The sequence below is a fragment of the uncultured Halorubrum sp. genome (genome assembly GCF_937146585.1).
GTDB classification, from domain to species: Archaea; Halobacteriota; Halobacteria; order Halobacteriales; family Haloferacaceae; genus Halorubrum; species Halorubrum miltondacostae.
This window is the reverse complement of record NZ_CAKZRO010000040.1, coordinates 1-22,009: the sequence shown is the minus strand read 5'-3', so window position 1 is coordinate 22,009 and position 22,009 is coordinate 1. Positions and strand designations below refer to the sequence as shown.

Below are 22,009 nucleotides of genomic sequence, written 5' to 3'. Positions count from 1 at the left end.
GGGCGGCGGCCGACCGGCGAGTGGCAGGCGGCCGGCGAGACGATCGAGACGGTCGACTACGCGGACGAGGTCGGGATCCTCGCGGCCGAGGGATGGACGGAGACCGGCTTCGACGGGGTCGACGACATCGGCGTCGAGGCCGCGACCGCCCGCGCGACGGGACGCGAGGGAGTCAGGGAGGGCGACTCGGCCGTCCCCGGCGGGTTCCGGATCGACACGTCCGACGGCGAGGTCGTGCCGCGCGGCGCGGCCCCGATCACGCTCGGCGCCGGCCTCGGGATCGACGACTTCGACCGCGTCGCGGAGCTCTGCGGGGTCTGCGACCGTCTCGGCCTCGACGTGATCGGCGCGGGCAGCGCGGTCGCCTGGGCGATCCGCGCCGGGCGGGCTGGGGTCGTCGACTGCCCGGTCGACTTCGGCGACGCCGCCGGCGCAGAGCGCCTGCTGAAGGCGATCGCGGCCCGCGACCCCCCGGCCGATCTCGACGTGGACCCGGACCTCCCGGACGCCCTCGCCGACGGGGTCGACGCCGCGGTGGCCCGATTCGGCGGCGACGCGCTCGTGCCGACGGTGAAGTCGATGGCGCTGCCCGGCTTCGACCCGCGCGCGGCGGTCGGCGTCGCGCTCGCGTACGCGACGAGCGACCGCGGCGCGTGTCACCGGCGCGCGCGACCGCAGGAGCGCGAGCCGCTGGCACGTCCCGACCGCTCCCTCGCCGACCGGGTGCGCGACGTGGTCGGGGAGCAGAACGCGCGCTCGGTCCTGTGGAGCCTCGTCGTCGACGACTTCGTCGGCGAGGCGGTCTGTGCCGACCTCGGCGCGGAGTGGCTCGCGGCGATCGAGCACCCGGCGGTCGCCGACCGCGACGAGTCGGAACGCGGGGACGCGGGGGACGCTGGCCGACCGGGTCCCTCCCCCGCCGCGCTCGCGACGACCGGCGAGCGCATCTGGACGCTCACCCGACTGTTCAACGCCCGAGAGGGATTCGACCGCGCGGACGACGCGCTCCCCGAGCCGCTCCGCACCGACGCGGCCGACGGGACGCCGGGCGTCGACGTCGACGCGTTCGACCGCCTGCTCGACCGGTACTACGCGGCACGCGGGTGGGGCGAACGGGGGCTCCCGACGCCGGAGACGGCCGAGCGGCTCGGGCTCGCGCGCGTCGTCGACGACGCGACGCCCCTGGACGATAGACCGATCGACTCCGCCCCGGCGGCCGACGCGGACGACTGACCCCGCCCGGCGACGTGACTGCCGTCCGCTCCGGCGGCCTCAGCGACGCAGCCCGCCCTCCGCCTTGATACGCATGATGTGCCGGACGTTGAGGTAGATCTCCTCCGGCGACGTCTCCTCCTCCTCGTCGTAGAGGTCCGACACCCGGTAGAGGATCGCCGAGAGCTGCTTGCTCTCCGAGCTCTCCGCGCGCACGTCCGCCGCCACCTCGCGGAGGAACTCCCGCACCTCCGCGTCGGCCGGGATCTCCGCGCCCGACGCGTCCTCCGGGACCACCGGGTCGACGCCCGCGGCCGCGAGGGGGTCCTCGCGGTCGTCGTCCGCGTCGGTCATCGCTCGCCGCTCACCCCGCGGCGGCGGACGACGCCGGCGTTGTTCGCGACGTTCTCGACGAGCACCTTGAACGCGTCCGCGGTCTCGCCGTCCTCCAAGACGACCGGCTCGCCGTCGTCGCCGCCGGTCCGGACTTCCGGGTCGAGCGGGATCCCGCCGAGGAACGGGAGGTCGTGCTCCGCGGCGAGCCCCTTCCCGCCGCCGGAGCCGAATATCTCGTGGAACCCGCCGCAGTCCGGACAGCGGAACCCGGCCATGTTCTCCGCGATGCCGAGGACGTTGGTGTCGTGTTTGCCGAACATGCGGAGCCCCTTCACCGCGTCGTCGAGCGCCACGTCCTGCGGGGTCGTGACGATCACGGCCCCCGTCAGCGGCAGCGTCTGGAGGATGGTGAGCTGGGTGTCGCCCGTCCCCGGCGGGAGGTCCATCACGAGGTAGTCCAGCTCGCCCCACTCCACGTCCTCGACGAGCTGGGTGATGATCTTGTGGACCATCGGGCCGCGCCAGATGACCGGGTCGTCCTCGCCGGTGAGGAAGTCCATGCTCATCAGCTTCACCCCGAACCGCTCGGGCGGGACGATCGTCTCGCCGTCGGTCTCGGGCCGCTGTTCGGCCGACACCATCCGCGGCACGTTCGGCCCGTACACGTCGGCGTCGAACAGCCCGACGCGAGCGCCGAGCGCCGACAGCCCCGCGGCGAGGTTCACCGCGACGGTCGACTTCCCGACGCCGCCCTTCCCGGAGGCGACCGCGATCACGTTCTGGACGCCGGGGAGGACCTGCTCGTCGGCGGAGAGGTCCTCGGGGATCGACGCCGACAGCTCGACGTCGAGGCCGGTGTCGGCGAGCGCGTCACGCACGTCGTCGGCGATGGCGGACTCGGTCGGCGAGAAGGGCGCGCCGAGCGCGAGCGACACGTGGACCGTTCCGTCCGCGTCGTTCACCTCGACGTCGTTCACCAGTCCGAGCGAGACGATGTCGCCGCCGAGGTCGGGGTCGCGCACGTCCGCGAGGCGCTCCCGCACGTCCGATTCGTTCATGCCCGATGGGAGGGCCGTGGGTCGAATAAGGGTTCTGTACGGGGCCGAACGACCTTCCCCGCACTCGTACGCGACGCGCCCGCGGCCGCCCGCTCAGTCGATCCGGGTCCCCGCGCCCTCGCCGCGCAGGAACGGCGACAGTCCGTCGGCCCCGAACACGTACGCCGGCGCGTCGAGCGCGAGCAGCTCCCGCACCTTCGCGGCCATCCCGCCGGAGACGTCAGTGGCGTCGCTCGCGCCGAGCGCGTCCGCGACGGACGCGAAGTCGCCGACCGCGGGGATCACCTCGCCGTCGCCGTCGAGCACGCCCGGGACCGTCGAGCAGACGCCCACGCGGCGCGCGTCCAAGCCCGCGGCCAGCTCGACGACCAGCTCGTCGCCCGAGACGACCGTCACCCCGTCGCCCGCCGTCGCCACGCCGTCGCCGTGGAGGACCGGGACGAACCCCTCGGAGAGCAGCGTCGCCGTCGACCCGAGCGGGAGGTCGAGCCCGCCGTCGACGCCGTCGGCCCGCGCCGCGAGCGACAGCGGGTGGACCGGGACCGCGGGCACGCCGCGCTCGCGGAGCCGCTCCAAGACGCGCGCGTTCAGGCGCTTCATCGCGCCGTGGATCGCGGCCACCGCGTCGGCGTCGCGCGTGCCGTCCGACGTCGACACCCCGCGTTCGCTGGCGTGGTGGTGGCCGAAGCTCCCGCCGCCGTGGACGACGACGAGCCGGTCGACCGCGCCCCCTGCGAGCGCGTCCGCCACGGCGTCGCAGGCGTCGGCGAGCGCGTCGTCGTCGAGCGTCTCGGGGCGGTCCTTCTCCGTGATCAGGCTCCCGCCGAGCTTGAGCACGACCGGGGGAGCGGCGGCGTCGGTCCCGTCGGTGCGGTCGCCGCCGGCGTCGCCCCCCGTCACGGCTCCACCACCCTGACGCCCTCGGTCGCCAGCTCCGCGCGGAACGCCTCCTCGCAGCCCTGCGTGAACGAGAGCGCGGTCTCCGTCGCGTCGCTCTCGTCCAAGGCGACGATACAGCCGCCGCCGCCCGCGCCGGTGAGCTTCGCGCCGTGGGCCCCCGCGTCCCGCGCGGCCCACACCATCGCGTCGAGCGACCGCGCGGAGACGCCGAGCGCCGCCAACAGTCCGTGGTTGAAGTCCATCAGCTCGCCGAGCTCCGCGAGCAGCGCCGGATCCGGGTCGCTCTCGGGGTCCGCCTCGGCGAGCAACGCTTCGCCCGTCCGGACGAGGTCGCCGATCGACTCCACGGTGTCCGCGGCGAACTCGTGTTCCGCCCGCAGCTCGCGGACGCCGGCGACGAGCTCGCCGGTGTCGCCCGCGCCCCCGTCGAAGCCGACGACGAACGGGAGGTTCGGCGCGTCGATCGGCTCGCAGTCGTCGCCCGCGACCCGCACCGCGCCGCCCATCGTCGAACAGAACGTGTCGGCGCGCGACGCCTGGCCGTCCTGGACCTCGAACTCGGCCCGATACGCCCGCTCGGCCAGCTCGCGGCGGTCGAGGGGCTCGCCGAGCGCGCGGGTCGCGGCGTCGATGCCGGCCACGACCACGGCCGCGGACGAGCCGAGCCCCGCGCCGAGCGGGATGTCGCTCCGGACGGTGATGTCGAAGCCGGCGTCGGGCGCGTCGGCCGCCTCGCGCGCCTGCTCGACGGCGGCGTCGACGTAGCCCATCGCGGCCTCGACGAGCGGGGTCGGCACGTCGACGTCGGGCCGCTCGCCCGTCCCGCCCGCGTACTCGACGGTGAACCCGTCCAGCGAGAGGTCCTCGGCCTCGACGCGCACGTGGTCGTCGTCGCGCGGCTCGGCGGTCACGGTGGCGCGTCGCTCGATCGCCGCCGGCACGGCCGGCTCGCCGTAGACGACGGCGTGTTCGCCGAAGAGGTACACCTTCCCCGGCGCCTCGCAAACGGTCATACGAGTCCCCTCTCTCCCCGCGCTTACAGGCGTTGCGCTTGGCGCGGCCCGCGCCTACCGGTTCGCCTGCCCCGGCTCGCGGTCGCGGATCGGCTCCCGACGCCGCACCGCCCGCCGCAGCCCGACCTCCGTCACGTCGCCGCCGCGGTCCGCGGTCCGCCGCAGCGCGCGGGAGACCCGCCGGAGTTCGGCGGCGTCCGCGCCCGCACGGTCGAGCCGCCGGTCGAACGCGTCGAGCTCGTCGCGAACCCGACGGAGGTCGTCGAGCGCGGCACGGGCGACGTCGGCGTCCGCGTCGCCGAGGGCGACGCTCACCCCGTCGGCCACCAGCTCCCGGACCGTCCGGCCGACGCCGCGGCACGTCTCCAGGCGCGACTCCGCCGGCGGCCCGTCGAGCGACGCCGCGGCGCAGCCGATGTCCCCCGCCGCCTCGCGGAAGCGGCACAGCTCGCGCATCGCCGTCCACGATTCGAACAGCGCCGGCCGCGTCGTCCCGAGCGCGTCGACCTCCCGCAGGTCGGCCATGCCGCGGGAGACCGACCGGTCGATCATCGCGGCGAGGCGGTCGACCTGCCCGTCGCGGGAGCCGATCGGCGAGGCGTCGGGGGCCGTCGCCAGGGCCTCGACCGCGTCGCCGTGTATCGAGCGCACGGTGAACGCCAGCTGCCGGAGGGACTGACTCACCGATACCTCCCCCGAGTCCAACATGATCTGGACCGTCGTCGCGGTCTCCGACTCGGCGGCCACCGACATGCCGATCCGCTCGCGGGCGGTCCGCTCGACGACGCGCCGCTGTTCCGGGGTGAGCGGCTCGCCGGGGTCGACGGTGACCTCGCGCGCGCCGGCGGCGTAGGCCGCCCGCAGCGCCCGCCGGATCACGTCCGGGTCGGCCGACTCGATCCGGGCGACCGGCGGCTCCTCGTCGGTCTCGTCCCCCGTCTGGACCGTCAACACGCCGTCGATGTGGTCGTGGAGGGTCACGGTGTCGCCGGAGGCGACCCCCTGCGACTCGGCCCACTCCTTCGGGAGCGAGACCGTGTACGTCCCGTTACCGACGGTCTGTACCTTTCGTGACTCCATCTCAGTAGAGCAGCTCCGGGTCGCCCTCGATCATGTAGAGGGTCCGCGCCGCGATGTTCACGGCGTGGTCCGCGACCCGTTCGAGGTCCCGGATCGTCAGCAGGACCCGCGACACGTCGTCTAACAGTCGCTCGACCTCCCAGCCGTCCCCGTCGGACCCCGCGATCAGGTCGCGGGTGACGCTCTCGCTCGCGCGCTGGCAGAGCGCGTCGACCTCGTCGTCGTCGGCCGCGACCGCGCGGCACGCGGCCGCGTCTTCGGCCTCGTAGGCGGCGAGGCTCCGCTCGACCAGCGAGCGCGCCGCCTCGCCGATCGCGTCGAGCTGCACCTCTGGCGAGAGCGTCCGCGACGCGGTCCGCAGGTAGTCAGCGAGGTTGACCGCGAGGTCGCCGATGCGCTCGAGGTCCGTGGTGATCTTGAACGAGGCCGTGACGAACCGGAGATCGCCCGCGACCGGCTGCTGGAGCGCGAATAGGTCGACGCACCGGTCCTCCAGCCGCAGGTACGTCTCGTTCACCGCGTCGTCGCCCTCGGCGACCGACCGCGCGAGCGACTCGTCGCGGTGCTCGACGGCCTCGAGGCTGCGCTCGAACTGCTCGACCACTTGGTCGCCCATCGCGAGCACGTCGGACCGCAGCTCGTCGAGCGAGTCTTGGTACCGTTCTCGAGGCATGCGATCACCCGAACTTGCCGGTGATGTAGTCCTCGACGCGCTCGCTGTGAGGGTTCTCGAACACCTGATCGGTGTCCCCGTACTCGACCAGTTCGCCGCCCGTGAGGAACACGGCGGTCTGGTCGGAGATCCGCGCCGCCTGCTGCATGTTGTGCGTGACGATGACGACCGTGTACTCCTCGGCGAGGTCGTCGATCAGGTCCTCGATCTTCGCCGTGGCGATGGGGTCGAGCGCGGAGGCGGGCTCGTCCATCAGGATCACCTCGGGGTCGACCGAGAGGCAGCGGGCGATACAGAGGCGCTGCTGTTGGCCGCCCGAGAGCCCGAGCGCGTTGTCGTCGAGCCGATCGTTCACCTCGTCCCACAGCGCCGCGTCGCGGAGGCACTGCTCCACCAGCTCGTCCCGCTCGTCCGCGTCGCTCCGGTTCAGCAGGCGGGCGAGCAGCCCGGTGTCGAGGTCGCCGTGCTTCTTCGGGCCGTAGGCGATGTTCTCGCGGATCGACTTGGGGAACGGGTTGGGCGACTGGAACACCATCCCGACCCGCTTCCTGAGCTCGACGAGGTTGACGCCGTCCTGGTAGATCTCCTGGCCGCCCAGCTTCACGGAGCCGTCGATCCGCGCGGAGCTGACCCGGTCGTTCATCCGGTTGAGACACCGGAGGTACGTCGACTTCCCGCAGCCCGAGGGGCCGATGAGCGCGGTGACGCTCCGCTCGGGGATCTCCATCGAGACGCCCTTCAGGGCGTGGTCGTCGCCGTAGTGGACGTCGAGGTCGTCGACGGTCATCTTCGCTTCGCCTTGGAAGTCGTACTCAGTCCATTCCGACTGCGTCCGCTCGACGGTCTCGCCGGCGGTCGTCGCGAGTGGCTGGTCGCTGTCCGTCGCCGCGGATTCGGTCTGGGTCTGCTTTGTGGTGTTCTCGCTCATGATGAGTCAGGTGTGCTTGAGCCGCCGCCGGAAGTAGTAGCGCGTCGCGATCCCGATCGCGTAGAAGGAGAGGACGACGACGAGGAGCACCAGCGCCGTCGCCCAGCGGAAGGCGTTGGGGTCGGAGACGCTGCTGCCGAGCCCGACGCCGGCCGTGATCAGCGCAAACAGTTGGTACGGCAGCGCCGAGGTCGCCTCCAACAGTGCCGGGTTGGCGACGAACGGCGGTGCCGCGGTGAACTGGAAGCTCCCGAGGACGTCGACCGTCTGCGAGCCCGGGATGAACGTCCCGCCGGCCATCGTCAGTAGTATCGGGGCCGTCTCGCCGGCGATCCGGCCGACGCCGAGGATGACGCCGGTGACGACGCCGGGCAGCGCCGCCGGGAGGACGACGCTCCGGATCGTCTGCCACTTCGAGACGCCGAGCGCGGCGCTCGCGTCGCGGTACTCGTCGGGGACCGAGAGCATCGCCTCGCGGGAGGTGATCACCACGAGCGGGAGGAGCATGAACCCGAGCGTGATCATCCCGGAGAGCAGCGACTTCCCGTTGCCGAACCGCGGGATGAGGAAGGCGAACCCGAACAGCCCGAACACGATGCTCGGGGTGCTCCACAGGCCGTTGGTCGCGACCTCGACGACCTGCGTGAACCGGCCGCGGTCCGCGTACTCGGTGAGGAAGACGGCCGCGCCGACCCCCAACGGAACCGCGAGGACGACGGCGCCGATCACGAGCCAGACCGTGCCGACGATCGCGGGCAACACGCCTTGGAAGTCGTTCAGGAGGGCCACGCCGTTCATCACGAACGGCACGGAGACCGGGAGCGTGACAGAGACGCCGAGGACCGTCGTCTGCGGACCGGTTCCGAGGCCGAGCTCGAAGCCGGTCAACAGCCCCGGAACCCCCTGGACGACCACGTACGCGACGAGGATGAACAGGAAGGCGACGATCGAGAGCGCGTTCAGGTAGACAAGCACGTACGCGCCCATGTGACGCCCGCGAGCGCCGAAGCCGCCGTACGACTTCGCCGAGGCCCAGCCGCCGTACAGCGCGCTGAACAGCGTCGCCACGGGGATGAAGAACTCCGCCGTGATCGAAGCCGTTTGCGCCCACCCGAGGTCCCACAGCCAGTCCGGACCGATGACGCCGGTCAGGAACACGAGTCCCGTCAGTGTGAGCAGGCTCCCGAGCGGCAGCGTGGACCCGAGGTCCTCCCGCGGGAGGACGGTGAGCGCGAAGGCGACGCCGCCGACGACGAGGGCGCCGACCGCACCGCCCGCCGTACCGAGGCCGAGCGTCTGGCTCGCGACGCCGCCGCCGACGACGACCCACGGGACTGCGGCGCCGAACCCGGCGATCAGTCCGGCGCTCGGGTCCGGCTCGGTCTCGACGTAACCGAGCCTGGACCCGGCGCCGAAGGCGATCACCGCGACGCCGAGCGCGGTCAGCAGCCCGCCGAGCAGCGTCACCGTCTGGACGCCCGCGAGCGTTCCGGTGAGGTCGACGCGCTCGAACATCGCCGCGACGGCGAGCGCGAACAGGACCGCCGAGAGCCCGATGGCGACGGCGGCGACGGCGTCCGTCTGGGTGGTGTTCCCCTCGACTAACTGGGTGTCCGTCTGACTCGCGCCCGCCATCAGACCTCACCCCCGAGCTTCTCGTACATCCGCCACTCGATGTACTGCGCGCCGATGGAGATGACGAGGACGGTGATGAACAGGATCACGCCCGCGACGAACAGCGCGTCCATCTGGAGGCCGTCCGCCTCGCCGTAGTTGCGCGCGATGATCGAGGTCAGCGTCTCTTGGCCGTAGAACACGTTGACGAGCGGCTCGGTGAGCCGCGGGACGCCGCGCAGCATCACCGTCGCGGCCATCGTCTCGCCGATTGCGCGCCCCACGCCGAGCAGGACCGCCGAGGAGACGCCGGAGAACGCCGCCGGGAGGGTGATCGAGGTCATCGTCTGCCAGTCGGTCGTCCCCATCGCCAGCGACCCGCTCTTCATCGACTCGGGGACGCTGCTCAGCGCGTCCTCCGCGACGGAGACGACCGTCGGCAGCGCCATCAGGCCGACGACGATGCCGACGAAGAGGTACGACCCCTGTCCGGTCGTCTGGAACTGGTCGGAGGCCCACGGCCCGAGGACGGTGAAGCCGATGAACCCGTAGACGATCGACGGGATGCCCGCGAGGATCTCGACGCCGGGCTTGACGACCTCGCGGACGGTCGCAGGGGCGATCTCCGAGATAAATAGCGCGGCGGAGACGCCCAGCGGGGCGGCGACGGCGGAGGCGATGAGGGTCACCATCACCGTTCCGTGAATCATCGGCACCATCGAGTACCGGATGGGCGGCGAAACGGCGTCCCAGTTCGGCTGGATGAACATGCGGAGCCCGGGGATCGACACGCCGAACACCGTCGCACTTTCGTACCGGATCACCGGGATCGACTCGCGGAAGATGAACACGATGATCAGGCCGAGGATCAGGATCGTCGACACCGTCATCATCAGCGCGATCACGTACGCCGTCTCCTCCTGGTAGCGGAACCAGCCGATCCCCGCGGCGGTGAGGAAGGTGACAAAGGGGACGACGGTGAGGTCGGAGACGACCAGAAACCCGACGAGCGAGGCGAGGAGCGAGAGCGTCATCACCGCGATGATCGCCAGCGCGGGCGGTTCCGTCTCGTCGACGAACTCTCTGACCCGTCGGAGCCGCGCGCCGAGCGCGTTCGTCGCTCGGCCGGCCGGGGCGTCTGTTACCGAGGACATCTGTCTGGTGCCGTAGTCGTTCGGGGGAGTGCGTGTGTCATAGAATCGGTGTTCGTCTTGAGCGTGGGTGTCGGGGTGTCAGTGAAACGGAGGGTCATCGGGGAGACGGGGCGCGCGTGCCGCCTCGCGGCGATCGACCGAAGCCGTCGTTAGCCTACGGCGAGAGGAGCTCCTCCGTCGCGACGGACGAGACCTGCTCTTTCATCGACTCGAGGTCGCTCGTGGGGAGCGGGATGTAGTTGTTCCCCTCGACGAAGACGCTCTGGCCGAACTCGTTGAGGAACATGTTGACGAACGCCGCCTCGCGCTGGTCGTAGCCGCCGCCGTCGGGGTTGTTCTCCTCGATGAGCGTGTACATGTGGAGGTCGCGGTTGAGCGGGTACTCGCTGTCGAAGATCGTGTTCTCCGCGTCGCGGCTGGTCTCGTACAGCGTGCCGTCGAACTCGATGGAGATCGGGATGACGGTCTCGCTGGTGAACGCGAGCGCCATGTACGCGATGGAGCCCTCGTTCTGGCCGACGGCCTGCGCGACCTGCTGGTTCTGCCCGAAGCGCGTGTCGACGCCGGACATGGAAGCGTCGGCGGCACCGAGCATGTTCAGGCGGAACGAGGTGTCGGTGCCCGAGCCCTCGGCGCGGCCGATGGCGTAGATCTCTTGGTCGTAGTCGATCCCGTCGATCTCGCTCCAGTTGGTGATCTCGCCCTGGTAGATGCCGCGGATCTGCTCGCCGGTCAGCTGGGTGACGCCGGCGTCGGAGACGTCCGAGCTGACGACGACCGGCTGCCCGTCGCGGCCGACGACGTTGTCGACGACCTCGTTCTGGGCCTTTTCCTCGCTCCAGCCGAGCTCGGCCGTGATGGGGCCAGAGGAGTTGCCGATGTCGACGAGCCCCTCGGTGACGGCCTCGCAGCCGGTCCCCGAGTGGCTCAGGCCGACCGTCGTCGGGAACGGCGGCGAGGAGCGCTGCTCGGTCGGCTCGAAGCCGAACTTCGCGGAGAAGTAGTCGGCGATGAGCATGTCGTCCGCGCCGTCGGACGAGAGCGCGTCCCAGCCGGGGACCGACGTCTCGTCGTTCGCGCCCCAGTACTCGCCGTCGCTCGGCGGAGCGTTGGAGTTCCAGTAAGAGCTCCCGGTGTTCGAGATGGGGTACACGGTCGAGGACCCCTCGGCGTTGAGGAGCGCCGTGTTCTGCCCGGAGCTATCGCCGCCGTCACCGTCGCCGCCGTCACTCCCGTCGCTGCCGTCGCCGCCGTCGCCACCGTCGCCGCCGTCGCCGCCGGAGCTTCCGTCGCTGCTGCCGCCACAGCCCGCCAAGCCGGCGGTCCCGAGCGCTCCGGACGTGATGAGAACTTTCCGCCGCGACACGCCGCCGTCGACCCAGTTCCGGTCTGACATCACCCGTAGCAACGAAGAAGTCTATTAAACTGGTTTATATTTTTAATATAAGAACCTCTTGACACGCGACGAGTTCACAATATCGGGGCGGACCGCACGAGAGGACTCTGACGGCTATATATCAGCACGTATCGCTCTGTCCACGAATAGACCGCTCTTAGGAAGGTATACACCGTGATACGCCGAATCCGGCGGTATGAGCGAACCCGCGATCGCAGCGACGCCCCTCGACGAACTCGTCGACGCCGTCTCCGAGCGGACGGACGAGGAGCCGGAGTCGATCCGCACGTGGCTCGACCCGTTCACCGAGGACGGGACCGTGACGCCCGCGGCGATCGAATCGAGCGTCACCGACGTGGCACAGGTCCTCGCGACCGCCGAGACGCGGGTCGACCTCGCGACGCGGACCCACGAGGCGGCGACCGCCGCCGCCGACGACGCGCCGGACCTCGACGTCGTCGCCGTCCGACGCCGGGCGTTCGGGGACCGACTGGCCGACCTCCGGGCGGACGTGGCGGCGCTCGGCGACCGGCTCGGCGAGGCCGGGTCGGGACTCGACTCGCCGGTGTCGATGTACCGCGCCGCGGTCGACCTCCACGAGATCACGACCGACGCGCAGGACGTCGTCCGCGTCGCCCACGACCTCGAGACCGAACTCGAGGCGTTCGAGGCGTGGGTCAACTCCGCGAACCGCCGTCAGCACGGGCTCGTCGACGAGATCGACGCCGCGGAGGAGTCGGTCGCGGCCGTCGCCGAGACCGTCGCGTCGCTGCGGGAGAGCGACGACCCCGACCCGGAACGGCGGTTCGAGGCGACCCTCCAGACGCGCGTCCTCGAACTCGTCGTCGCCGACCTCCGGGCCGAGGCCGCCGACCTCCGCGCGTGGGCCGACCGCGACGGGGTCTCCTTCCCGGGCGACGTCGACGCGCGGCTCGACGACCTCGAGGCCGCAGTGGCCGACCACGCCGACGCGCTCGCCGACGGCCCGGACTGGGACGACCGATTCGACGAGCGGCTCGACACGCTCGACGCGGAACTCGACGCGGTCGAGCCGCCCGTGGCGTGGGCGCGCGTGGACGAGACGGTCGCGGCGGCGCGGTCGGCGCTGTCCGACGACGGCGCCCCCGCCGACGAGCCCGTGAGCCCGGGCCGCAAGTAACCCCGTCACCGCGAGACCACGAGTGAGAGACGCCTCCCAGCGCGCCCGCGCCGCGACCGCGGTCGCCGTCCTGCTCCTGCTCGCGGGGTGCGGCGGGTTCGTCCCGGGCGAGCCGACGCCGCCGGAAACCGCATCGCCCGGCGCCTCGCCGGCGGATTCCGCGGCGAATGCGACGCCGGACGCGGACGAGCGGCTCGGCGACGTCGCGTTCCCGGACGGGTTCACGCGGAGCGGGGTCGACGTCGCGACGGCGCGCGAGCGGTCCGTGGCGTTCCTCCGAACGGAGCCGGCGACGGGGGCCGCGGTCGAGCGCTTCCGCGCCGGCGCGTACGCCGACTACGAGTACGAGGCGGCCCGCGACCGGACTCGGTTCCGGCTCGACGTTCACAACGGGTACGTCGACGTCACGCGCAGCGACGTGTACGTCGACGACGGCGTCCGGTACAGTCGGAGCGCTCGGAACAGAGACGTCTCCTTCGAGGCGTCCAACGGGTCGGTGGCGACGACCAGGTACCGCGCGGCCGATTCGATGTGGGCGGTCGCCTCCCGGATCCTCACCGTCGGCGAGTTCCGCGCGGTCGGGGTCGTCGAGGCGGACGGCGAACGGCTGATCCGGTACGCCGCGACGGGCGTCGCGGTCCGCAACGCGACCGACGTCCGGGGCTATTTGACCGTCGACCGGAACGGCGTCGTCCGGGAGGCCAGGCTCGCGTACGTCCGGGGGGGCGAGTCCAAGCGGTTCGAGTACGCGGTCGCGCCCCGCTCCGCCGGTACCGAGGTCGCGCCGCCGGCCTGGCTCCCAGCGGCGAGCGCGGAGCTCGCCGCCGAGGAAGCGGCCGACACGGAGGCGATGATGAAGTCGGGGGCGGACGCGCGACTCTCAACGCCGCGGTCGCGATTCGACGAGGCGGGGCCGCGAGCGGCGAATCGTTAGTTTGACTTATTTCACAGGAAACGCGGAGACGATGCCCTCCACGACACGTCGCGCGTTCGTCACCGGAACCTCTGCTGCCCTCGCCGCCGTCGCCGGGTGTTCGGGCGTCGACTCCGCGTCGACCCCCGCTCACTGGGTGAGCGTCTACCTCGGGGAGCGCGATGAGACCCACGAGGTGATCGTCGCGGTCGACGACGGCGACGGAGCGCGGCTGTTCGAGAAGCAGTACCGCCTCTCCGACGAGAACGAGGCCGACGAGCACGCGACGTTCCCGGGATCGGCCGAGCCGGAGACCGTCGTCGTGACCGTCGACGGGACCCGGTTCGAGCGGGACTGGCCGGGGTTCGAGCGGCGGGAGCTCCCCTGTGACGACCCCAACGAGAGCGGCGTCGAACTCTGGATCGAGAACGACGGCGACGGCGATCCGACGCTGCGGCTGGAGGCGGGCTGTCGGCGCGTCGCGCCCGACTGACGGCGCTCGCCGGAGCGCGACGCGCCGGGTTATATATCGGTATATACCGCTCTTAGCGGCGTTTATCAGTCGACTCCCCGTACGGAGACGCAATGGGTCGCTTCCACCCGGACGTCGAACCGCACCACCTCGACATCGACCTCGACGAGTACGACCGCGCGTACGTCGTCGGCGACGTGCACGGCTGTCCGGAGCCGCTGGACCGCCTGCTGTCGAGGCTCGAGGTGACCGACGACGACCTCGTGGCCTTCGTCGGCGATCTGGTCCGCAAGGGGCCGGACAGCGCGTCGGTCGTCGAGCGCGTGCGGAACGCGGACAACATGTTCTCGGTCCGGGGGAACAACGAGGAGAAGCTGCTGCGCGGCGAGAAGTCGCTGGCGTCGCTGTCCGGCGACGACCTCGCGTGGATCGAGTCGCTACCGGTCGCGATCACGGTCGGCGAGAACCTGATCGTCCACGGCGGGGTCGACCCGCGGAAACCGCTCGCCGAGCACACGATCGACGACCTCCAGAACACCCGCTCGCTCGCCCCGGGCGGCAGCTACGATCCGCCGTACTGGTACGAGGAGTACGCCGGGCCGCCGCGAGTGTTCTTCGGCCACACCGTGCTCGACGAGCCGGTCCGCTCGGAGTGGGCGGTCGGACTCGACACCGGCTGCGTCTACGGCGGGGCGCTCACCGCGTACGACCTCCGCGCCGAGACGGTCACGGCGGTCCCGGCGCTCCGCGACGGCGTCGGGCGGAGCGACGCCAAGATCGTCGACGTGGCCGAGTTGAGCTGAGATGAGCGGTCCGGAGCGCACGGCCGATGAAGACGACGACGCCGAGCGCGAGACGCCGCCCGACGGGGGCGTGGACGGCGAGCGGGAGGCCGATGCGGGCGACGGCGACCCCGAAACCGGATCGGACGGGGCGGACGCCAAATCCGAGCCCGCTCCCGACGAGGACGACGCCGTCGTCCTCTCGCCCGAGACGTGGCAGACGGCCGTGCCGCCGCAGACCCCGCCGATCGCGGCCGACCCGCCGCCGGCCGGCGAGCCGTTCGACGACGACCGGTGGTACCTCAACCGCGAGTTCTCGGAGCTCTCCTTCCAGTGGCGCGTCCTCCACGAGGCGACCGACGACCGCCAGCCGCCGCTCGAGCGGCTCCGGTTCCTCTCGATCCTGACGCAGAACCTCGACGAGTTCTTCATGAAGCGGATCGGCGGCCTCAAACAGCAGATCGACGCCGGGACGACGGAGCCGACCGTCGACGGCGCGACGCCGCGCGAGCAGTGGACCGACGCGCTCTCGATGGCGGCGGACCTGTTCGAGGCGCAGTCGCAGTGCTACCACGAGGCGGTGAAGCCGGCCCTCGCCGAGGCCGGCGTGGAGGTGCTCGGGTACGACGACCTGAGCCCCGAGGAGATCGACCACCTCAGAGACCGGTTCGAGTCGTCGGTGCTGCCCACGCTCACGCCGCTCACCTTCGACCCGGCGCACCCGTTCCCGTTCCTCTCGAACCTCTCTTTATCGCTCGCGGTCCGCACCCGCAAGCCGGACGGGACGGTCCGCTTCTCGCGGATCAAGGTCCCAGAGAACCTCCCGCGGCTGGTCCCGGCCGGGCCGGATCACCCCGCGGACGGCGAGACGCGGGCCGTCCCGGTCGAGCGCGTCATCGCCGCCAACCTCGATCTGGTGTTCCCGGACGTGGAGATCGTCGACCACTCGACGTTCCGCGTGACGCGCAACGCCGAGGTCAGGCGCAACGAGGACGTCGCGGAGGGGCTGATAGAGCGGATCGAGGACGTGCTCCGCGAGCGGCGCTTCGCGACGCTGGTCCGCATCGAGATCGACGAGGACACCCCGCCCGCGGTCCGCGACCTCCTCGTCGAGCACCTCGACGTCGACGACCGGGAGGTGTTCGAACGGCGCGCCCCGCTGGCGCTCTCCGACTTCGAGGGCCTCTTCGACCTCGACGCGCCCGAGTTGAAACGTCCGGCGTGGACGCCCCAACAGCACCCGCGGTTCGTCGGCCTCGACCCGAAGCAGCCGGAGGAGCTGTTCGAGTCGATCCGCGGGCGGGACGCGCTCGTCCACCACCCGTACCACTCCTTCACCGACACCGTCCAAACGTTCCTCGACGCCGCGGCGCACGACCCGGACACGCTCGCGATCAAGGCCGCGATATACCGGACCGCGCCCGACTCGCGGGTGCTCGGGAGCCTCATCGACGCCGCGAAGAACGGCAAGCAAGTCGCGGTGATGGTCGAACTCAAGGCGCGGTTCGACGAGGAGAACAACCTCCGGTGGGTGAAGCGGCTGGAGGAGGAAGGGATCCACGTCGCGTACGGCACCGTCGACCTCAAGACCCACAGCAAGGTCGCGCTCGCGGTGCGCGAGGAGGGCGACGACGTCCGGCTCTACTCGCACGTCGCGACGGGCAACTACCACTCGGGGACCGCGAAGGGGTACGTCGACCTCGGGCTGTTCACCGCCGACCACGACGTCGGCCAGGACCTCGTCCGGCTGTTCAACTCCTTCACCGGCCACTCGCGCAACCGGAGTTACCGGAAGCTGCTCGTCGCCCCCGAGACGCTGCGCGAGCGGCTCTACGAGCTGATCGACCGCGAGCGCGACCACGCCCTCGCCGGGCGCGGGGGGCGCATCGTCGCGAAGATGAACGCCCTGGAGGACCCGGGCGTCGTCGAGCGCCTGTACGAAGCGGCCGAGGCCGGCGCGGAGATCGACCTGATCGTGCGCGGGATCTGCCGGCTCCGCCCGGGGGTCGACGGCGCCACGGAGACCGTTCGGGTCCACAGCGTCGTCGGGCGGTTCCTCGAACACTCGCGCATCTTCCGGTTCGGCAACGCAGGGGATCCGGAGTACTACATCGGGTCGGCCGACTGGATGACGCGGAACTTGGACCGGCGCGTCGAGGCCGTCGCGCCGGTCGAGGACCCGGCGCTCCGGGAGACGCTCGACGGGGTGCTCTCGACGATGCTCGACGACAACCGGCGCCGCTGGGAGATGCGGGCCGACGGGAGCTACGTCCAGGCGCGCCCCGGGCCGGACGAGGAGTCGCGGGACACCCACGAGGTCCTCATGCGCCGCGCGCGGAAGCGCGCCCCGGACGAGCGGTCGGGGCGCGAGACGGAACCGCGCCGCGATCCGAGCGTCGACCTCGACGGCGTGTTCACCTCCGAGACGGACGCCAACTGACGCGGTCGGGTCGCCCCTACCTTTTCCACCCCTGGCCGTGTGCGGTTCGGCATGACGCAGATCCCGTCGCTCGTCTCCCGGTCGCTCTCGAACTTCGTCGAGGGGCTCGTCGTCGCGGTCCCGCGGCTGCTCTCGGGGCTGATCTTCCTCGCGCTGGCGTACCTGACGGTCAGGGTCGTCCTCTCCGTCGTCCGCGGCTCGATCGAGCGACTGTACGTCGGCGACCGCGAGCTGGTCGGCGACCTCATCGGCACGCTCGTCGCCGTCTTCCTCTGGTTCGGCGTCGCGCTCACGTTCCTGAAGGTCGTCGGCATGGGCGACATCGCCGCGAGCCTCGGAACCGCCGTCGGGTTCATCGCCCTGGGCGTCTCCTACGCGCTCTCCGAGATGATCGAGGACACGGTGGCGGGCGTCTACCTCCTGCGAGACCCCGACTTCAACGTCGGCTACCGCGTCGACGCCAAGGGCGTGACCGGCACCGTCGCCGCCATCGAGCTCCGGAAGACCCGGATCGACACCGACGGCGGCGACCGCGTCGTGATGGCGAACCGCGAGATCGAGCCGCGGTGGACGCACGACGTTCCGGCGACCGACGAGACCCCCGGCGACGAGGCGTCGACGGCCGACTGAGCCCGGTCGCGGCCGTGACACACGCACCCAACACTTATCAATCCGCTCCGAAACTCCATTCCCGCTATGGCAACCGAGTCCACCGAGACCGTCGACGCGACCGTCGAGGGCGACACCGTCGAGGGCGACACGACGCTGGCGGCGCTGTCGCACGCGTCGGCCCTCTTCGCCTCTTTCCTCGGCCCGATCCTCTTCCTGATCCTCGCCGACGACGGCGACGACCTCGTCGAACGGAACGCGAAGAACTCGCTGAACTTCCAGATCGTCGTCTTCGCCGCGCTCATGATCGCCGGCGCCCTCAGCTTCGTGTTCGTCGGCCTCCTGCTGTTCCCGATCATCGCGGTCGCCGATCTGATCCTGGTCCTCGTCGGCACGGTGAAGGCCAACGACGGGAAGGTGTACTCGTACCCGTTCACGCCCGACATCGTCTGACTGCGGTCCCTTCCGGCGGTGCGGCCACCGACGACCGGCGGGCGGAGACCGGACGCTAGCGGGCGGAAGTCGACCGAAACGGGAACGTGAACGCAAAAAGCGACCGGCTTAGAGCTCGTCCTCGAAGTCCTCGAGAGCGAACACGGTGTCGGTGCCGCGGCGGTCGAGCGTCTCGTTGGCGAGGAGCCAGTAGACGACCGACAGCGCGCGCCGACCCTTGTTGTTCGTCGGGATGACGAGGTCGACGTTCGACAGCTGGTTGTTGGAGTCGCACATCGCGATCACCGGGATGCCGACGGTGATGGCCTCCTTGACGGCCTGCGCGTCGCCGATCGGGTCGGTGACCACGACGACGTCCGGCTCGATGTAGCCGGCGTAGTCGGGGTTCGTCAGCGTACCCGGGATGAAGCGCCCGGTGCGGGCGCGGGCGCCGATGGCGTCCGCGAACTTCTCGGCCGGGAACCGACCGTACTGCCGCGAGGACGTGACGAGGATCTGCTCGGGGTTGTAGTTCGCGAGGAAGTCCGCGGCCGTGCGGATCCGCTGGTCGGTGAGGCTCACGTCGAGGACGTAGAGCCCGTCGTCGCGGACGCGGTGGATGAACCGCTCCATGTCCTTCGTCTTCTGCTGGGTCCCGATGTGGACGCCCGCGGAGAGGTAGTCCTCGACGGGGATCAGCAGGTCGACGTCGTCGTCCGGCATGACGTCGTCGTCGAACGGGGAGGCGTCCTCCTCCGCGTCTTCCGCCTCGTCGGCGGCCTCGCTCTCGGCGTCGGCGGGTGCGTCGGGCTCGGCGTCGGCGGACGCCCCCTCGGCAGCCGCGTCGGCGGTCGGTTCCTCGGTCGTGTCGGCCTCCTCCTCGACCGCCGCGTCGACCGCCTCGGTCTCCGCGTCGTCGTCGAGTTCGACCGCGTCGTTGTCTTCGCTCATGCGTGGTGTGGGCCCGTCATACCGCGTCGTCCGCGATGCGGACCAGTTCGTTCAGCTTGGCGGTTCGCTCGCCGCCGACCGTGCCGGTCTTGATGTAGCCGGCGTCGGTCGCCACGGCGAGGTGTGCGATGGTGGTGTCCTCGGTCTCGCCCGAACGGTGGGAGATGACCGTCTCGTACCCGTTGCGGGCGGCGAGCTCGACGGCGTCGAACGCGTCCGACAGCGTCCCGATCTGGTTCGGCTTGATGAGGATGCTGTTGGCCGCGCCGGCGTCGATGCCGTCCTGGAGCCGCTCGACGTTGGTGACGAACAGGTCGTCCCCGCAGATCAGCGTCCGGTCGCCGACCCGGTCGGTCAGCTCCGCGAACGCCTCGTAGTCGTTCTCGTCGAGCGGGTCCTCGACGTACGCGAGGTCGTACTCGTCGACGAGGCCGGCGACGTACTCGATCTGCTCGTCGGCCGACTTCGTCTCGTCGCCGTAGACGTACGCCTCGGCGTCGTCGTCGTACAGTTCGGCGGCCGCCATGTCGAGCCCGAAGCGGATCTCGAAGCCCACCTCGTCCTCGACGCGGTCGACCGCCTCGTCGACGACCTCGAACGCGTCCGCGTCCGAGATGGGGGGCGCCCACGCGCCCTCGTCGCCCTTCGCCGCGGGGACGCCGCGCTCGTCGAGCACGTCCGCGACCGCCGCGTGGACCGCGGCGTTCGCGAAGACGGCCTCCGAGACGCTCGGCGCACCCACGGGTGCCGCGAGGAACTCCTGGATGTGGGTCGCCTCCTTGGCGTGCTCCCCGCCGCCGACGACGTTGCCGAGCGGGATCGGAAAGTTCTCGCCGCGGAACGCGCCGCCGAGGTGCTGGTACAGCGGCGCGCCGAGCACGTCGGCGGCGGCCTTCGCGGCCGCCATCGAGATGGCGACGGCGCTGTTCGCGCCGATGGCGGAGAAGTCGTCCGTCCCGTCGGCGCCGCGCAGGGCGTTGTCGACCGCGCGCTGGTCGCCGGCGTAGACGCCCTCGAGGCGCGGGACCGCGTGTTCGCGGGCCTTCGCGATGGACTCGCTCGCCGGGAGTTCGATCGCTTCGTACTCGCCGGTCGAGGCCCCGCTGGGCGCCGCCCCGCGGCCGAAGCCGCCGGACTCGGTGAGCACGTCGGCCTCGACCGTCGGGTTTCCGCGCGAGTCGAGCACGCGACGCAGTGAGACGCTGGTAATTCGGGTCATTAGTTGGATTCCCTCCGCACCGTGAACGGGAGCGCGCCCGCGTCGTACTCCTCCGCGGCGACGAGGATCGGCTCCGTCTGATCCGTGTCGATCAGCACGGGCGCCCCGTAGGACACCTGCAGCGCTCGCGCGCCGAGGATGCGTGCCTTCTCGTATCGATTGTATCGCTGTTCTGACATGGTTACTGGTACGGCGAGACGACGTCCACGAGGTCGCGGTGGCTCACCAGCATGCGCCGGCAGCAGTGCCGGTCGACCCCGAGGTCGTCGAGCACCTCGCCGGGGTCTTCGTCGCCCTCGCGAGCCCGCTCTTTGAACTCTTCCCAGTGTTCACCCACGACGTTGCCGCACGTGAAACACCGGACGGGGATCATCATGACTGGATCACCTCAGCGGTAGGACTTCTGGTAGCGAGCGCGAGCGCCGGGTCCGCCCCACTTCTTGGGTTCGGACTGGCGCACGTCGTTGACCAGCAGGGTGCGGTCGAAGTTCATGTACGCGTCGCGCAGCTCCGCGTCGCCGAGGTGCTGGACGAGGCCGCGGGCGATGGCGGTCCGCGTCGCGTCCGCCTGGCCGCTGAAGCCGCCGCCCTCGACGTCGATGTCGATGTCGACGCCGTCGCGGAGCTCCTCGCCCGCGATGCGGAACGGCTCGAGCATCTTGAGCCGCGCCTGCTCCGGTTCGACCAGCTCGACTGGCTGGGAGTTGATGCGCACGCGACCCTCGCCCTCGCGCACGGTGGCGCGGGCGACGGCCGTCTTCTTCTTGCCTGAGGTGTTCGTTACCATGTGACGTTGGCTCCCAGAGACTCGGAGATCGCTCCGAGCGTCGTGAATTTGATGTTCGAGAGGCGGTCGAGCGAGGTGCCGTCGAGGACGACGCTCTCGACGTCCTCGTCGCGCTCGTAGGGGTTCCCGACGTACACGCGCACGTTCGAGAACGCCTCGCGGCCGTCCTCCGACTTGTACGGCAGCATGCCGCGGATGGCGCGCTTGAAGATGCGGTCGGGGCGCTTGGGGTAGTACGGACCGCTGTCCGAACCGAGCTCCGCGCGCTTGTGGTACGTCTCCATCGTCGCCTCCTCGTTGCCGGTGATGACGGCGCGCTCGGCGTTGACGACGGCGACGGTCTCCCCGGCGAGGACGCGCTGGGCGACCTCCGAGGAGACGCGACCGAGGATACAGTCGCGGGCGTCGACGACGACGTCCGCGTCGATCTTCGCGAGACTCATCGGATCACCCGCACGTTGCTTCCTTCGGGGTTCTGTTCGATGAACTGTTCAAGCGCCACCGCTTCGCCGGCCTGTTCGATCTTCGTCCGGGCGGTCCCGGAGAAGTCGACGGCGGCGACGGTAACGTTCGTTTCGAGCACACCGCTGCCCAGCACCTTGCCGGGGACGACGACCGTCTCGTCTTCCTGAGCGTACCGCTCGATGCGGCCCAGGTTGACCTCAGCGTGCGTGCGCCGTGGCTTCTCCAGTCGGTCGGCGACGTCCTGCCACACGTTGGCACCGGAGTCACGCGAGACCGACTTCAGATCGGCGATGAGGTTCTGTAGTTTCGGATTCGTCTTGCTACTCATAGCTGTCCCTCCTGAACGGAGAGTTCGTGGAAAACGGAGTGCAGGGAGCAGGATTTGAACCTGCGGACCTCTACAGGACAGCGCCCTG

25 protein-coding genes are annotated in these 22,009 nt (G+C 70.9%); 8 read left to right on the top strand and 17 right to left on the bottom strand.

The features are described from left to right. The coding region (locus Q0116_RS03645; RefSeq protein WP_297885608.1) for an aldehyde ferredoxin oxidoreductase C-terminal domain-containing protein at positions 1–1,233 on the top strand (1,233 nt) is incomplete at its 5' end. A gap of 39 nt (positions 1,234–1,272) precedes the next feature. On the opposite strand, the gene Q0116_RS03640 is transcribed toward Q0116_RS03645, so the two are convergent. From Q0116_RS03640 to Q0116_RS03595, 10 genes are all read right to left on the bottom strand, one after another. Further along, the gene (locus tag Q0116_RS03640; RefSeq protein ID WP_297885606.1) at positions 1,273–1,566 is read right to left on the bottom strand and encodes a hypothetical protein; all 294 of its coding nucleotides are present in this window, start codon (positions 1,564–1,566) and stop codon (positions 1,273–1,275) included. Beyond that, positions 1,563–2,606 (bottom strand): Mrp/NBP35 family ATP-binding protein, encoded by a 1,044-nt coding sequence (locus tag Q0116_RS03635; protein WP_297885605.1) that lies wholly within the window; start codon positions 2,604–2,606, stop codon positions 1,563–1,565. Before Q0116_RS03635 ends, Q0116_RS03640 begins: the two co-directional genes overlap by 4 nt. 93 nt (positions 2,607–2,699) lie before the next feature. After that, positions 2,700–3,506: an isopentenyl phosphate kinase gene (locus Q0116_RS03630; RefSeq protein WP_297885603.1), complete on the bottom strand. Its 807-nt coding sequence runs from the start codon at positions 3,504–3,506 to the stop codon at positions 2,700–2,702. Further along, entirely contained in the window at positions 3,503–4,519 is a 1,017-nt protein-coding gene (gene mvk, locus Q0116_RS03625) for a mevalonate kinase (RefSeq protein WP_297885601.1), read from the bottom strand. The genes Q0116_RS03630 and mvk overlap by 4 nt, the downstream gene beginning before the upstream one ends. Before the next feature lie 54 nt (positions 4,520–4,573). Beyond that, positions 4,574–5,599, bottom strand: coding sequence for an AbrB/MazE/SpoVT family DNA-binding domain-containing protein (locus tag Q0116_RS03620; RefSeq protein ID WP_297885600.1), 1,026 nt, complete (start codon positions 5,597–5,599; stop codon positions 4,574–4,576). Between the two features lies 1 nt (position 5,600). Further along, a complete protein-coding gene (gene phoU / locus Q0116_RS03615) occupies positions 5,601–6,272 on the bottom strand; it encodes a phosphate signaling complex protein PhoU (RefSeq protein ID WP_297885598.1) in 672 nt (223 codons plus the stop codon). Between the two features lie 4 nt (positions 6,273–6,276). Then, positions 6,277–7,200, bottom strand: coding sequence for a phosphate ABC transporter ATP-binding protein PstB (gene pstB / locus Q0116_RS03610; RefSeq protein ID WP_297885597.1), 924 nt, complete (start codon positions 7,198–7,200; stop codon positions 6,277–6,279). Between the two features lie 6 nt (positions 7,201–7,206). Beyond that, positions 7,207–8,835 carry a phosphate ABC transporter permease PstA gene (pstA, locus tag Q0116_RS03605; RefSeq protein WP_297885595.1) on the bottom strand — a complete coding sequence of 543 codons (1,629 nt, stop codon included), beginning with the start codon at positions 8,833–8,835 and terminating at the stop codon, positions 7,207–7,209. Continuing rightward, complete coding sequence (gene pstC, locus Q0116_RS03600; protein WP_297885593.1) at positions 8,835–9,968, bottom strand: phosphate ABC transporter permease subunit PstC; 1,134 nt, start codon at positions 9,966–9,968, stop codon at positions 8,835–8,837. The genes pstA and pstC overlap by 1 nt, the downstream gene beginning before the upstream one ends. A gap of 154 nt (positions 9,969–10,122) precedes the next feature. Beyond that, positions 10,123–11,364 carry a PstS family phosphate ABC transporter substrate-binding protein gene (locus Q0116_RS03595; protein ID WP_297885591.1) on the bottom strand — a complete coding sequence of 414 codons (1,242 nt, stop codon included), beginning with the start codon at positions 11,362–11,364 and terminating at the stop codon, positions 10,123–10,125. Positions 11,365–11,560: 196 nt separating this feature from the next. On the opposite strand from Q0116_RS03595, the gene Q0116_RS03590 reads away from it, so the two are divergent. The 7 genes from Q0116_RS03590 (at position 11,561) to Q0116_RS03560 (ending at position 18,192) form a co-directional block, all read left to right on the top strand. After that, entirely contained in the window at positions 11,561–12,523 is a 963-nt protein-coding gene (locus tag Q0116_RS03590) for a halo transducer protein (protein ID WP_297885589.1), read from the top strand. Positions 12,524–12,545: 22 nt separating this feature from the next. Further along, complete coding sequence (locus tag Q0116_RS03585) at positions 12,546–13,457, top strand: hypothetical protein (RefSeq protein WP_297885587.1); 912 nt, start codon at positions 12,546–12,548, stop codon at positions 13,455–13,457. 31 nt (positions 13,458–13,488) lie between these two features. Next, a complete protein-coding gene (locus tag Q0116_RS03580; RefSeq protein WP_271945861.1) occupies positions 13,489–13,929 on the top strand; it encodes a hypothetical protein in 441 nt (146 codons plus the stop codon). Between the two features lie 92 nt (positions 13,930–14,021). Beyond that, entirely contained in the window at positions 14,022–14,711 is a 690-nt protein-coding gene (locus Q0116_RS03575; protein ID WP_094494580.1) for a metallophosphoesterase family protein, read from the top strand. 1 nt (position 14,712) lies between these two features. After that, positions 14,713–17,130 carry a polyphosphate kinase 1 gene (ppk1, locus tag Q0116_RS03570; RefSeq protein ID WP_297885583.1) on the top strand — a complete coding sequence of 806 codons (2,418 nt, stop codon included), beginning with the start codon at positions 14,713–14,715 and terminating at the stop codon, positions 17,128–17,130. A 51-nt stretch (positions 17,131–17,181) separates the two neighbouring features. Further along, positions 17,182–17,760 carry a mechanosensitive ion channel domain-containing protein gene (locus tag Q0116_RS03565; RefSeq protein ID WP_297885581.1) on the top strand — a complete coding sequence of 193 codons (579 nt, stop codon included), beginning with the start codon at positions 17,182–17,184 and terminating at the stop codon, positions 17,758–17,760. 66 nt (positions 17,761–17,826) lie between these two features. Next, positions 17,827–18,192 carry a DUF4870 domain-containing protein gene (locus Q0116_RS03560; RefSeq protein WP_297885579.1) on the top strand — a complete coding sequence of 122 codons (366 nt, stop codon included), beginning with the start codon at positions 17,827–17,829 and terminating at the stop codon, positions 18,190–18,192. A gap of 108 nt (positions 18,193–18,300) precedes the next feature. Here Q0116_RS03560 and rpsB read toward each other — a convergent pair whose 3' ends face one another. The 7 genes from rpsB to Q0116_RS03525 are packed head-to-tail and all read right to left on the bottom strand — an operon-like array spanning position 18,301 to position 21,921. Continuing rightward, complete coding sequence (gene rpsB, locus Q0116_RS03555; RefSeq protein ID WP_297885577.1) at positions 18,301–19,122, bottom strand: 30S ribosomal protein S2; 822 nt, start codon at positions 19,120–19,122, stop codon at positions 18,301–18,303. Between the two features lie 16 nt (positions 19,123–19,138). Further along, positions 19,139–20,341: a phosphopyruvate hydratase gene (eno, locus tag Q0116_RS03550; RefSeq protein WP_297885576.1), complete on the bottom strand. Its 1,203-nt coding sequence runs from the start codon at positions 20,339–20,341 to the stop codon at positions 19,139–19,141. Next, the gene (locus Q0116_RS03545) at positions 20,341–20,520 is read right to left on the bottom strand and encodes a DNA-directed RNA polymerase subunit K (protein ID WP_004046454.1); all 180 of its coding nucleotides are present in this window, start codon (positions 20,518–20,520) and stop codon (positions 20,341–20,343) included. Before Q0116_RS03545 ends, eno begins: the two co-directional genes overlap by 1 nt. Before the next feature lie 2 nt (positions 20,521–20,522). Beyond that, entirely contained in the window at positions 20,523–20,717 is a 195-nt protein-coding gene (locus Q0116_RS03540; RefSeq protein WP_006628058.1) for a DNA-directed RNA polymerase subunit N, read from the bottom strand. A 12-nt stretch (positions 20,718–20,729) separates the two neighbouring features. Then, a complete protein-coding gene (locus Q0116_RS03535; RefSeq protein ID WP_004595258.1) occupies positions 20,730–21,128 on the bottom strand; it encodes a 30S ribosomal protein S9 in 399 nt (132 codons plus the stop codon). Continuing rightward, on the bottom strand, positions 21,122–21,571 hold the full coding sequence (locus Q0116_RS03530) for a 50S ribosomal protein L13 (protein ID WP_086215732.1): 450 nt from the start codon (positions 21,569–21,571) through the stop codon (positions 21,122–21,124). Before Q0116_RS03530 ends, Q0116_RS03535 begins: the two co-directional genes overlap by 7 nt. After that, positions 21,568–21,921 carry a 50S ribosomal protein L18e gene (locus Q0116_RS03525; RefSeq protein WP_297885550.1) on the bottom strand — a complete coding sequence of 118 codons (354 nt, stop codon included), beginning with the start codon at positions 21,919–21,921 and terminating at the stop codon, positions 21,568–21,570. The genes Q0116_RS03530 and Q0116_RS03525 overlap by 4 nt, the downstream gene beginning before the upstream one ends. Between the last annotated feature and the right edge of the window lie 88 nt (positions 21,922–22,009).